The sequence below is a fragment of the uncultured Methanobrevibacter sp. genome, assembly GCF_900314615.1.
In the GTDB taxonomy this organism is placed as follows: domain Archaea; phylum Methanobacteriota; class Methanobacteria; order Methanobacteriales; family Methanobacteriaceae; genus Methanocatella.
The window spans coordinates 1-13640 of record NZ_OMWA01000036.1 but is presented as its reverse complement, the minus strand read 5'-3'; the positions used below and the strand labels follow the sequence as shown (position 1 = coordinate 13640).

The following is a 13640-nucleotide window of genomic DNA, read 5'->3' as shown; positions in this document are numbered from 1 at the left end:
AGGTCTTGGTTTTATGATGGCTTTAGCATCGGATGTTGCATTATTCGATGTTCCTGCTGAAGGCCAAAATAACGCATCAGGTATTATTACAACTGGTGAGACATTAGGTTCCTCATTGGGAACAGCAATCATTGGAATAATTCTAATTCTTGGAGTTATGGGAGGTATTAGTACTGCAGTCGATACCTATGCGCCTGATTATTCAGGGGACGAACATTTCCATCAGGAGGTCTATGATTACTTCCAAAAATTAGAGACTATAGAGGGACAAGACAGTATTGTTGTGGATACTGCAGATATAATTATTCAGAATGCAATGGCATCTGTAATGTATGGATTAGCCATCGTGTTAGTAGCTATTTTAATTCTAACGCTGCGGATAAAAAATAAGAATATTAAAAAACAATGAGAGTCCATCTCTCATTTGCCTTTTTTTTTTTAAATCGTTTCACCATTCAATTTCACATTTGTCATTAACCAATTGTCGTGTTAATATTATTAATTGGTGATGTTGTAAAGTAGGTTGTGAACTTAGATATTGATTCACAATGAATATAATGTAGTGATTTAATTTTTTCTTTTTGATTCATATAGAATATTTGATTTTCATATTTCATGTGTATAAATGAGAATATATATTATTTAAAAACTAAAATAATATTATGAGAAAGTTTTTGAGTGTTTCATTAAAACCCCAATGGAAAACAATTTTGATTATTATTGCATTGATAGCAATTCATACATTCTTTCAAATGCAGATAATCGAGTTGTTCAGTGATGCTTTGACCGGAGTTAAAAAGCAGAATGTAGATTTGCTTTTAAGGTCTGGATTATACATGTTAATGTATACGGCCTTTTCAATGATTTCAATTTATGCAGTTTCTTTTTGCACGACAAGAGTGGCTTCAAATGCTGCATATATACTTCGTGAGAAAATATTTCATATTCTAATGAACCTGCCTAAAGTGGAAATTGATAAATTTAAGGTTTCAGGGTTAGTTACACGGTCAACCAGGGGTGTGTCATCAGAACAGGGTTTTATAGTGATGATACTCGAAGATTTCATACTGATTCCTGTTACATTCATAGCAATTGTATATGAAATAGCATTGATCGATACGACTTTTGCGATATTCTTCTTAGGTTTTATTGGCGTTATTTCTGCAATTGTAATTTGGAAAATGAAAAAAGTTGTAGAAATATTTTTCAGAGCTAAAAAGACATACGGAAAACTAAACCTGTTATTCCTCACCAAAGTTAGCAATATCTCTGACAGGATTCCATTTAAAAAACAGGAGTATGAAGCTGAATTTGATGAGGCATGTGATAATTCCTATGATAAAAACGTTAAGTATATTTTTAGTCAATATTACATTGGTCCTGTGTTGATGTGGGCGTTATATGTCTTTATTCTGATAGTATTGGGATTGGTTAATTCCGGATTTACAATTGGCTTTGAAACTGACTATGTAATTGATTCAGTGATTATTACAGTATATATTGCCTTCTTCATCACTACCTTGGCACATATTCCTGCATTAATTGATAGGTGGCCACGTGCATACGCCACTTCTGTGCGTTTAGAGGAAGTATTGAATCTGGAAGATAAAACAATAAAATCCAAAAACACTGATATTGCTCCAGAACCAATAGAAATTGTTGAGGAAGATCTTGCTGATGGAGACGACGGCGGATGGGCTAAAAGAGATGATCTCATCAATAAATTCATGACCATATTGAAAGAGGATAAGGTCAAGATAATAATGTCAGTGATTTTACTTACCGTATCTACCCTGTGTATGGTTAATGCCCCTAAAATTGCAGGAACAACTATTGATTTATTGATTTCTAATTTCGATTCATCTAACGATACTGCTATCTACACAAATATTGTCCTGTTGATTGCATTATACTCAGGGGCATATCTGTTTAAATTGGCTCCAAGAAGGATTATGGGTCCTATCGGTGAAAAAGTAGCATATGATTTAAGAATGAAATTATTTGACAAGATTGATGCTGTCGGTTCTGAAAACATTAAAGAAAATTCAAAGGGCCTTTTCTTTTCCAGATTAAACAACGATGTGATGAACCTCAGAGAGTTTGTCTCTTCCAAATTAACTGATATTTATGCGCAATTCATATCAATAATCCTTGTACTTGTATTAATATTTTTAATAGACATTAGATTGGGCTTAGTGTATCTGTTTGCATTCCTACTATATATTGCTAGCTTTTATATATGTGATTATAAATCTAAAAAGCATTATGAGAATCATCAAAAGCATTTAGGACGAATGATGAGCTATTTTGAAAGAGGTCTCGCGAATCGTGATGCCTTCCATGAAAAAGGATTTAAAAAAATCAATCAAACTGTAATTGACTATTATTCTAAATCCAAAAACATCACTAATTTTATGGTGCCTATGACAGAATTATTAACAAATGTAACTAATATTAGTGTTTATATTGTCGGAATTTCCTTGTTTGCAACTAATGAAATCCAGTTAGGAACCCTATTGGCGATTATCATGTATGCAAAGTTATTTAATAAACCTATTAAAAAAATAAGTAGCTCAACAGCATCTATTGAAAATTCATTATCAAGTCTCAAAAGGATATTTGCGATTATAGACTATAAAAAAGATAATAATTAAATCTCAACATTGATCGGAGCAAGTTTAATTATTCTTGCTTCCGAGTGAACTTTTTTTTTTGAATGATTCATTGAATTAGTGATTCATCCACAAATTTGCGGTTAATGAATAGAAATTTATTGTTAAAAAAAGTTAAAAAACATAGGGAATCTATGTTTTTTTTTAGTTAATTGATTTTCCAAGCTCGTATGCTTGTTTTAATTCAGGTTTTCCTTCGCTATCTCCTGGCTGTGTTACATGACTGCATAAGATTTTGGCGATACTTTTCCATCCCATATGTTTTTCTAAATTGTCATACCATAACTCGCTTTCTTCAAATCCACTACCTTCTGCAGCCATAATAAGAATACTGTCTTTTACTGGATTTTTATAATTGTCACATTCTGCAACGGCAAACAAGCGGTCAAAAGCGTTCTTAAGAAATCCTGAAATGTTCCAGTAATATAATGGAGATGCTAAAACCACGATATCAGCATCGACATATTTTGGATATATTTCATCCATATCGTCCTTTTGTGCACATGGGTGTTCGATATTTTTTCCTCCTTTCCAGCAGCCTATGCATCCGTTAATTTTCATTGATGAAAGCATGAATTCTTCAACTTCGTTTCCGGCTTCTGTTGCACCTTTAATGAACTCTGCTGTAATTGAAGAGGTATTTCCTTTTTTTCTTGGACTTCCGTTTAAAATAATTATTTTTTTAGCCATATTAATAGTTGTGAGATTATCGGTTAAAAATAATAGGTAATTTTAAAATTACTTAATTGTATGGATATAAACAACAAAAAAAGTTTAAATTCATGTGTATATTATTTTCTAAGATAATTACTGTCAGTTGGGAATGAATAATGAATAATAGTTTTTAAACAGTTTAAAAATTAGCTATTGTCTCTGATGATTATTTGTCATTAACGGATAACTGATAATAATCTGAAATCATTGTTTTGAATTTCTCTTTATCTTCAGGTGCATATCTTTCAAAAAATTTTGATTCCCATTTTTTGGCGGCATCTAATAAGGATAAAACAAGGTGTGTGCCTTCATTTGTTAGGTTGATTATTCTTCTGCTTTTATTTTTTTCATCAAAATCTCTTGTAACCAGCTTGTTTTTCTCCAGACGTCTAATAATTTGGCCTGCATTGGCTTCTGAGACTATTAACAAGTCGGCAAGTTCTCTTTGTGAACAATTCTTATGATAATAAATGTTCAGCAAATAAGTAAAATCACGAGGAGTAATTCCTTTAATAATCTTATATGAACAAACTAATAAATATTTCTATAAACAAATTTTTAGTTAGATGTAAAATAGTTATAAGGAAAGGTTATCATGAAATTTGAAAACAGAAATGGGTTAATAACATTAATTATACTCATATTGGCTTCTGCAGTCACATTGATATCACAAAGTATAGTAACAACAAGCCTGCCTTATTATATGGCTGATTTCTCACTATCTTCTGCAACTGTGCAATGGACATACTCTGTATTCTTGCTTGTGCTTGGAGTGATGATTCCTCCAACAGCATACATTACAAAAAGATTTAAGATTAAAACAATCCTGATAACCTCATTAGTTTTATTCATATTAGGTTCCGTACTTTGTTTTTTATCAGTAAGTTTTGAAATTTTGATTGTTGGTAGAATTCTGGAAGCTATGGGAACAGGTATTCTAATGCCGATAGGTCAGATATTGATTTTCAAAATAATGCCTGAAGAAAAATGGGGATTTTACATGGGATTAATGGGATTTCTTGTTGGAATCGTGCCTGCAATGGGGCCGACAATGGGAGGAATCATAATTGATCTGTTTAATTGGAGAGTTATTTTCGAATTTTTAGCTATATTAACATTTATAATCTTAATTTTAGCAGTTCTTTTTGCAAACTTTGAACTTGAAACCCAGGATTATCCTTTGGATTTTGCATCTTTAATATTGTCAATACTGTTCTGCGCAGGGCTGATGATAGGATTTTCAAATATTGCAGAATTCTCATTCAGCTTGACTCATGTAATTTTACCTATAGTTATTGGGGTTATTACATTAGTGATATTTGTCAAACGTCAAAACAAAATTGAAAAACCTTTGATAAACTTGAAAGTGCTTAAAAATAAGTATTTTGTTTATGGGACTGTTTTCGCAGCATTACTCTACTTTATGATGTGTGGTATCAATGTAATGGTGCCTCTGTTTGTTCAAAGTGTGGCATATTACTCTCCAACCGAATCAGGACTCATTTTGTTTCCATCAGCAATAATCATGATTGTTTTCAATTTCATAAGTCCTGTAATGGCCGATAAGATTGGAATTAAACCGGTTTTAATAGCTTCATCAGTTTTAAATATAATAGGATTTGCAGCTATGATGACATATAATATGAACTCCACATTCGAATACCTGTTGATTACTCAGTTAATCAGAGGAATCGGCTGTGGGCTTGGTCTGTCACCTTCAATAACATGGGCAATGAGTGTTGTGGCGGGGGATGTTGAGGATGCAACTGCAATCAACAACACTGCAAGGCAGGTTATAGGTGCAATAGGTTCGTCAGTTACTGTTGTTATAATGCAAATCTTGGCAAACGGAAACATTGCTCATAATCAGCTTTCCGTTAACTCATTTAGCATGACCTCTTTAATGATGATAATAATAACTGTAATTCTGCTGATAATTACAATACTGTTTATAAAAAATAAAAAAGATATTGTTGAGGGTTAGATTTCAGCATTGTTTTTAAATCAAGAGGAATAATAAAAGAATTAAATAATGGGGATGGGAATTTTTTGAGAAAATTAGTTGATTTTTCCTCCAATTCCTTTAACATATTCTTCAACATAATTTTTGTCTTTTTTATGGAATGTTGAGTAGTCAAATGTGAAATTAGATAGAGAATCGTTTATTTGTTCAATATCAGTTATTTCAACGTCAATGACTCCTTCAATATTTTCAAACATTTTAATGAGATATTTTTCATCACAGCTTGAAGGCAGGCTGACAGATAACTTGAATTTTTCAAGTTTAAGATTATTTTTCTTCCATTCAAATACCTCTTTTGCAGATAATATGTCAATATTTGAAATTTTTAAGGAGATTTCATCATTGTTTTCCAGTATCACACATTTTGAAGTAACCTTTTTGACTATGCCTACATATATTTTTTCAGAAAGCAGATCTTTCAAGCCTATTTCTTTACCAATTGATTTTGTCAGGACATTGGCTTTCTGGCTGAGCATGCCTATGGCTCTGTCTGAGCGAATCAATGCGTCCTCACGATTGTCCAAATGTTTGGATGATTCTTCCATATTTTTCACAAAGTCCTCTTCATTTCCATCTTCAATTAGCTTTGACAGGTATGTTCCCTCTTTAATTAATGTTTTTCTTGCATTGGTGTTTTCTTTATTATTTTTCTGTATTGAATAGTAAAGGTAAGGGTTTTGATATATGACACGGCTGACCATATCAAGCATTAGGCTGTAGACTGGACTTGAAAATGACCTGGACTTTTCAACGTTGATATGGAGCTTTCTAATTGTTGAAGCTAATGTAATGAATGAAAAATGAGTCAGGCCCTGAACTATGCTCATATACCTGTCATGCTCTTCAGGTGTGGTAATGACGATTTCACATTCGGAATTTGTCAAATATCTTTCCACACGGTTGAACCAGTTGTTGGATCTGTTTTCAATAGGAGTCAAAACGATAATCTGTCTTTTGATTGTAGGAACGCGCGGTCCAAACATCGGATGGCAGGGCAATATTTCCACATTTTTCGGAGCATATTTCATTAGGGCTTCGGCAGCTTCTGTTTTAATGCTGCACACGTCCATTAATAGAGATCCTTCAGGTGCATGTGGAGCCACTTCTTTAATGGTTTGTGAAGTATGCTCTATCGGCACGCTGAAAATGACAATATCTGCATTCTGTATTGCTTCAATGTTGTCATTGTTGTACTCAACGTTCAGTTCTTTTGCAACTTCAAGTCCTGAAGCTTCGTTACGGCTTGTGATAGTGATGTTGAACTCATTATTCAGGTGTTCAGCTATCCATCGACCTAATCCTCTTGTACCTCCAATAATGGTCATGTTACTTTTATCAGTCATATTATGCCTCATTGAAATTTGAAATTATTCAGTTATTCAATTAAAATATATTTATAATATTTAATATGTCTTTTTAATTTTTTTTAGTTGTGACAATGTATTTAATCTTTTTTTGTAATTACTAATGAGGAACCATCATGAAATTTATTTTTAAAATAAATCGAATTAAATATATTTTTTATCAAAGATATTTCATGTAGCTATCTGCAGTTGATTGGGTAATAATTAGGTTATTGTCAGTATTTTCTTTAAAAAATCATTCTGTGAATTTTTTAATAAAACCGGCAAGGGAATTTTTTGAGTTTTTAAAGATGATTAATTTTCTGTCTTATTATATGTGAAGTTATAAATTTTCAAAATTTAAATAATATGTTCAATAAACATTTAACTAATTAGATATTGGATAAATTTGGCAATATAGTTAATAAGATTTAATGAAGGCATTCCACTCATTTTCTCCTAAATGAGGATTAAATGTTTCAGGTACTGTTTTACATATTTTTAAGGAAATTTAAAATGAAATTATATAAAGATTATAGAAAATTGGAAGATGTAGATGAACTGCGTGTTTATGACCTTGATGAAAAGGATTTGTACAATCCTTCTCCTCTTGAATTTATTGTAGATGATGTTCCATTTCCACAGCTTATAAGCAATGTTCCGATGGATGTAAATATTTTAATCCCTCACGATGACGGAAAGGATTTTATTATAAAATCTGTGGGTCAATTCATACTTAATAAGGTAAATCTTCAGCTTGATGATGTAAGGGGAAGAAGGTTGAGTAAAATTTCACCTGCCTTTTATGAAATGCTTCATGATTATCTTCATGAGGTTTTTAAAACTCAGAAAACCAAAGAAGTGCATGTTTTCTATTATGGTAAACAGAAGCTTGCAAAAATCACTCTTGTCAAAATCATTTATGAAATGAACAGGCTATTTGTATTTGCAGACCATGTCAATACTGATTCAGATGTTCCGGAAGAATTTGAAAAGATTCAGTATTCCGAAGACAAGGTCAGCATGATGGAATATTTCACTCAGACTGGAAGCTATCGTAAGGTTGACGGAAAATATACATGGACACAGGGAATATACAACATCTTAAATCGTCCTAAAGAGGAGCATGACCCTTATTATAATATTGTATTTGATTTGGCCATTCCAGAAGACAAGCAATTAATTAAAAATATTCTTGAAATCATGGATACTGATACAGGTCATCATGAAGATATTATCAGAATAAGAACAGATGACGGAACATTAAAATATCTTGAAATTAATCTTTATTCCAATTTTGATGAGGAAGGCAATTTAATAAGCCGTTACGGTTTAATAAATGATATCACAAGATATTCTAAAAAATCTGGTGCTAAACCAGTGGACTTCTTATTGCAGGGATTTAAAAACAGTAAAAAACTGGCGCTGTTAATTGAACCGTTAAACATTAAGCATTACGAATTTTCAGAAGGTTATTATTATTTCATTGATGTAAATCCGAAAGATTATGTTCACTCCCCTGATGTTATAAACAATATTGTTGAAGAAGAAACAAAAAAACAGATTATCAGCCTGATTGATGGTGAAATTGACAGAATCGATGAAACATTCACATACAATGTCGGCGGTGATGAAAACAATCAGAAAATCTGTGAACTATACATTGAAAGATTTGAATTTAGTCAAACCACCCACAGCCTTGGATTTTTAGCTGACATTACTGATGAGATGAGCAGACAGATGGAACTTGAGCAAGCCAATGAACATCAAAATGTATTGATTAAAGAGGTCCACCACAGAGTCAAAAACAACCTTCAGGTTCTAAACAGCTTTTTAAACCTTGAAAAAAGAGCATATAAAGATAAACCTGAAATCATTATTGATCATATGCAGGCAAGATTAACATCACTTGCGCTTTTGCATGAAAAAACATACAATACTCAGGACTTTAAAAATATCAATCTAAACGACTTTATTCATGACCAGGACAATCAAATCAGAACTCTGGTAGGTATGAAAAATGGTGTTGAATTTGAATCTGAAGTTGATGAAGATCTTAATTTAACAATTGAAGTCATTACTCCACTGCTTCTGGTAATTGATGAGCTGAACATGAATGCGATAAAACATGCATTCCCGGATAAATCAGTTAAAAATAAATTAATCAGCAAGAAAATATTCAAGCTTGACGAAAATACTGCTCAGCTGACATTTAAGGATAATGGTGTGGGTATTGAAGATCCTAAAAAGATTAAAATGAATCTGGGCTGCATAATCATTAAAAATCTCACCAAACAGCTTGACGGTAAAATAGAGCTGGTTGAACATAAAAACGGAACAGAATACAAACTGGTTTTCCCTATAAGAATGCAGCATACAATTCATGGATGATTAGTCTAACAACTGTCTTTTAAAGCCTTCTTTTGCTTTAATGACAGTTTCTTCATTATACAAATCTCCATTGTTGTCCAGAGTATATTCCACTAAATCATAAATTAGTTTATTCAGGGATTTTCCTTTATCTGTCAGGAAATACTCGATATTTCCATCACTTACTACCTTTTTAATTAATTCCTGTTCTTCCATAAACTTCAGGCTTCTTGACAATGCCTTGTTGGATAGTTCAGCTCTTCCCTCTTTAAACTCACTGAAACGTTTTTTTCCAAAAAACATATCGCAGATAATCTGCAAAACCCATTTTCGATTTAATATATCGAGAGATAATTCCACAGGACAGTGTGTAAGTTCAAAATCAAAACATGTCATATGTTTTATTCATTTTTAGTTTGTTTAATAATTAATTTTTGGTGTCATGGCTGTCACTTTAACTTTTTATATGCTGTTTTTGAAATATAGTGTCATGACATTGAAAGATAACCTTCCAAAAATTGCTCTCGGTGCATGGGCATGGGGTAATGATGGAACATTCGGAAACGAGCACAAAGTCGACGATTTAAAACCAATATATGATAAAGCAATGGAATTAGGTTTAAACTTATGGGATACTGCTTACGTATATGGTATGGGAACTTCAGAAGAAGTTTTAGGAGAATTTCTTAAAACCTCAGACCGTGATGACTTTGTAATTTCTACAAAATTCACACCTCAGCTTGCAGAAATGTTTGAGGCAAATGAAGTAACTGCAATGTATGAAAACAGTGCAAAAATCCTTGGTGTGGATGACATTGACATATTCTGGATTCACAACCCTGTTGGAGCACCGGAATGGACTAAAAAATTAGTGGAAACTGCAAAAGAACATGACATTGAAATGATTGGTGTTTCAAACCACAATCTTGCAGAAATTAAACAAGCTAATGAAATCCTTAAAGAAGCCGGTTTAAAACTCGGTGCGGTACAAAACCATTACAGTTTGCTTAACAGGTCATCTGAAGACTCAGGAATTTTAGAATACTGCAGAGAAAATGATATTGTTTTCTTTGCATACATGGTATTGGAACAGGGAGCATTATCCGGTAAATATGACACCGCTCATCCTTTCCCTGAAGGATCTGACAGGGCAAATGCATATGGTGACAGTTTAGCTGAAATTGAAGAGTTAAATAAAGCTTTATCTGAAATTGCAGATGCTCATGATGCAAAAATAGCTCAGCTTCCAATCGCATGGGCAGTTGCAAAAGGCACTCTTCCAATCATCGGTGCAACAAAAGTTCATCATGTTGAAGACGCTGCTGAAGCAGTAAATATTGAATTAAGCGATGATGAGATAAAAACAATGGAAGAATTGGCTGATAAAGCTGATGTAAATGTTATAAGAGTTTGGGAAAAGGAAATGAAATAATTTCTTTTTCTTAATTTTTTTAAAAATAAAATAAAAAAAGGGAGCAGAATTATTCTGCTGCAATTTCAGTCACAAAGGTCATATTTTCGATAGTTTCACTTCCACCGGATTTGATGGTGTAAAGAGGGGAACCGAGTAAGATTAATCCGTTACAGACTTCTCTGATTTTGTTGTCTGTTACTTCTTGCATGTGAGTTCCTTCGTATGTGAAACCTGCGTCTCTGTCGCCTTCTAATGCGAATGAAATTACTTCGCCACTATTTTTATTAGTTGCTTTTACGTTTACAATCATAATTAAATCTCCAATTAATTTGATAATTATATATTTGTAAGTTAACATTTTTAAACAATACGGTTTAAAATTATGAACATGGATATTCCACTATATTTTTATCAGGCTTATAGAGATTTAGACAGATTGTCGCCAGGTAGTGAAGATACTACTCTAAAAGCAATTGAAAAGATTGACATTAACATTAATGATAAGTTATATGTGCTTGATATTGCATGTGGCGTTGGAACATCAACAATACAACTTGCAAAATATTTTAAAAATGCTGAAATCGAATCATTTGACTTGTTTAAACATTATATTAAATTATTGAATGAAAAAATAACTGAAAATTCTCTTGAAGATAGAGTATTCAGCGGTGTTGGAGATATGAAAGATCCGGATTTTGCAAATGAGGAATTTGATATAATATTTTGTGAGGCATCAGTTGAGATAATGGGATTTAAAAAAGCTTTAGATGAATGGAGGCGATTGCTGAGGTCAGATGGATATGCGGTAATTTCTGATATCTCTTGGATTTCAAAACCCTCACGTGAAAGTATACAATTCTGGAAAAATATCTATGATGAAATCGATACAATCCAAAATAAGATTGGACAGATTGAAAATGCAGGATATGAGTTTGTTGACTATGTTATTGTACCAAAATGTGACTGGGAGGATTATTATCAAAAACTTGAGAAAAATCTAAACTCGTTAAGCAGTGATAAATCTGCAAAGGACTTTGTAAAACAGCTTAAAAAGGAAATAAATCATTACAGGACTCATAGTGATGATTACAGTTATGTATTTTATGTTATGAAGAAGTGTTGAAAATGGATTATGTTAAACTTGGAAACTCTAATTTAAATGTAAGTAGAATTTGTATGGGCTGCATGGGATTCGGAGACCCTGAAAACGGAATGCACACATGGACATTACCTGAAAAAGAATCACTGGGAGTAATTAAAAACGGTCTTGATAGTGGAATTAACTTTTTTGATACTGCAATAGGATATCAGAACGGAACTTCAGAGCAGTATGTTGGAAAAGCAATTAGGGAATATGCTTCAAGAGATGATGTTGTAGTTGCAACAAAGTTTCTTCCAAGAACAGAAGAGGAAATCAAAAATAATGTTTCAGGCCAAATGCACATTCACAATTTTGTTGAAAAAAGCCTTGAAAACCTGGGATTGGATTATATTGACCTGTATATTTATCATATGTGGGACTATAACACTCCATTGTATGATATTCTGGAAGGTTTAACAGAAGTCATCGATGAAGGCAAGGTCAAATACATCGGTATTTCAAACTGTTTTGCATGGCAGCTTGCAAAGGCAAATGCACTTGCCGAAGCTGAAGGTTTTCACAAATTCGTATCAATTCAGGGACATTATAACTTAATTTTTAGAGAAGAGGAACGTGAAATGATTCCGCTTTGTGCTGCAGACCATATTGCAACAACACCTTACAGCTCACTTGCTTCCGGAAGACTCTCAAGAATTCCTGGTGAGGATTCAAAAAGATTAAACGAAGATTTCTATGCTAAACTGAAATATCAGAATACTGAATCTCAGGATTTGGAGATTATTAAAAGGGTTGATGAACTGGCCAAAAATTATGATGTTTCAATGACTGAAGTTTCTCTCTCATGGCTTTTGGAAAAGGTAACCTCTCCAATTGTGGGTGCAACCAAAGCACACCATGTTGATGGAGCAGTCAGTGCAGTTGATTTAAAATTGACAGGTGATGACATTGAATATCTTGAAGAGCCTTACGTTGCTCATGACCTTGTTGGTGTAATGGCGGACAATAAAATCTCCGCTAGTGACAATGAAAAAGTCTGGCAGAAACACACTAAAGATAAGATTTAAGTACTCTTAACTATTATTTTTTTCAGAGCAATTTTATTAATTTAAAACAATTTTTTCTTTTTAAATTAATTTTAATATTCTAAAAACTTTTTATTTTAAATATTATGGGTAATAAATTTTCTATAGTAGGTTTTGACCACTTAGATAATAAATGCATAACAATTCAGAAGGAATAATCTTGAAAAAAGATACTCGTTTTTTAATTAAAATGGTATCGAATTAATTAGAATCATTTTAATTTTTCTAAAATGATTTCTATTAATGTATATTAGTTGTTGAATGTAAAGAAAGAAGTTTTTAGCATTTTTTCTTTAGTGGGGTTCTCCCTACATTATTCAATAAGAAAATATTATATATAATAAAATTAAAATAAATATTCAAGAGATTATTCTCGATGAATTGTTTAGAAATAAAGTTAGAATCTTTTGATTTTAACTTTATCTTTAAAATGCAAGAATACCACAACTTCTGCAAGTTGTGGATGAATTGCACTATTGGGTGTACTGTCTTTTTTAATTAATTTTATTGTGTTTTATTTTATTTGCGTTTTTTTGAGGCTATTTTATGTCATGAATTTTTTATTCAGTATACTTTTTTGTTATTGGATTATTAAATAATTGCTTTGGGTATGAAAAATTGTTTTGGTTTTGAAAAATTGCTCTGAGTTCGTTATTCGATTACTTTTCAAATGCTCTCTCTTATTTTTTATATATGGGTAATTATAAATGATATATTATTCAATTAAATGTGATTTTAATTGTTGTTTTAAAAAAGAGTAGATGTTTTTTTTCATTTTTTTTTAGATATGAATGAAAATGGTATATAATGATGGAATGGGGATGAGATTTATGGGTGAGTATATTCGAGGTGTGGTTGTTAAGCTTCATTTAACTCTTGAACAAGAAGTCATGTTTAAACAAAACTATGGTTGTACTCGT

Annotated in this window: 11 protein-coding genes and 1 pseudogene; 7 read left to right on the top strand and 5 right to left on the bottom strand. The window is 32.1% G+C overall.

All coding sequences use genetic code 11. The annotated features are described in order from the left end of the window. Together QZN33_RS11025 and QZN33_RS11020 are read left to right on the top strand one after the other, a co-directional pair. A pseudogene (locus QZN33_RS11025) lies at nt 1-409 on the top strand (MFS transporter); the annotation flags it as partial. A gap of 301 nt (nt 410-710) precedes the next feature. Beyond that, entirely contained in the window at nt 711-2654 is a 1944-nt protein-coding gene (locus QZN33_RS11020) for an ABC transporter transmembrane domain-containing protein (RefSeq protein WP_296792485.1), read from the top strand. Between the two features lie 162 nt (nt 2655-2816). Here QZN33_RS11020 and QZN33_RS11015 read toward each other — a convergent pair whose 3' ends face one another. Further along, nucleotides 2817-3362, bottom strand: a complete 546-nt coding sequence (locus tag QZN33_RS11015; protein WP_296792482.1) for a flavodoxin family protein — start codon at nt 3360-3362, stop codon at nt 2817-2819. A 190-nt stretch (nt 3363-3552) separates the two neighbouring features. Next, nucleotides 3553-3891 (bottom strand): MarR family winged helix-turn-helix transcriptional regulator, encoded by a 339-nt coding sequence (locus tag QZN33_RS11010; RefSeq protein ID WP_296792487.1) that lies wholly within the window; start codon nt 3889-3891, stop codon nt 3553-3555. A 90-nt stretch (nt 3892-3981) separates the two neighbouring features. Between QZN33_RS11010 and QZN33_RS11005 the strand changes: the two genes are divergently transcribed. Further along, the gene (locus QZN33_RS11005; protein ID WP_296792479.1) at nt 3982-5370 is read left to right on the top strand and encodes a DHA2 family efflux MFS transporter permease subunit; all 1389 of its coding nucleotides are present in this window, start codon (nt 3982-3984) and stop codon (nt 5368-5370) included. Nucleotides 5371-5444: 74 nt separating this feature from the next. Here QZN33_RS11005 and QZN33_RS11000 read toward each other — a convergent pair whose 3' ends face one another. Then, nucleotides 5445-6752: a prephenate dehydrogenase gene (locus QZN33_RS11000; RefSeq protein WP_296792476.1), complete on the bottom strand. Its 1308-nt coding sequence runs from the start codon at nt 6750-6752 to the stop codon at nt 5445-5447. Between the two features lie 516 nt (nt 6753-7268). On the opposite strand from QZN33_RS11000, the gene QZN33_RS10995 reads away from it, so the two are divergent. Beyond that, complete coding sequence (locus QZN33_RS10995) at nt 7269-9143, top strand: histidine kinase dimerization/phosphoacceptor domain -containing protein (RefSeq protein ID WP_296792474.1); 1875 nt, start codon at nt 7269-7271, stop codon at nt 9141-9143. On the opposite strand, the gene QZN33_RS10990 is transcribed toward QZN33_RS10995, so the two are convergent. Continuing rightward, nucleotides 9144-9518 carry a helix-turn-helix domain-containing protein gene (locus tag QZN33_RS10990; RefSeq protein WP_296792472.1) on the bottom strand — a complete coding sequence of 125 codons (375 nt, stop codon included), beginning with the start codon at nt 9516-9518 and terminating at the stop codon, nt 9144-9146. A 94-nt stretch (nt 9519-9612) separates the two neighbouring features. On the opposite strand from QZN33_RS10990, the gene QZN33_RS10985 reads away from it, so the two are divergent. After that, a complete protein-coding gene (locus tag QZN33_RS10985; RefSeq protein WP_296792469.1) occupies nt 9613-10554 on the top strand; it encodes an aldo/keto reductase in 942 nt (313 codons plus the stop codon). A gap of 49 nt (nt 10555-10603) precedes the next feature. On the opposite strand, the gene QZN33_RS10980 is transcribed toward QZN33_RS10985, so the two are convergent. Next, nucleotides 10604-10846, bottom strand: coding sequence for a hypothetical protein (locus QZN33_RS10980; RefSeq protein ID WP_296792465.1), 243 nt, complete (start codon nt 10844-10846; stop codon nt 10604-10606). A 78-nt stretch (nt 10847-10924) separates the two neighbouring features. Between QZN33_RS10980 and QZN33_RS10975 the strand changes: the two genes are divergently transcribed. Together QZN33_RS10975 and QZN33_RS10970 are read left to right on the top strand one after the other, a co-directional pair. Continuing rightward, nucleotides 10925-11659: a class I SAM-dependent methyltransferase gene (locus tag QZN33_RS10975; protein WP_296792462.1), complete on the top strand. Its 735-nt coding sequence runs from the start codon at nt 10925-10927 to the stop codon at nt 11657-11659. A 2-nt stretch (nt 11660-11661) separates the two neighbouring features. Continuing rightward, nucleotides 11662-12702, top strand: coding sequence for an aldo/keto reductase (locus tag QZN33_RS10970; protein WP_296792458.1), 1041 nt, complete (start codon nt 11662-11664; stop codon nt 12700-12702). Nucleotides 12703-13640 lie beyond the last annotated feature (938 nt).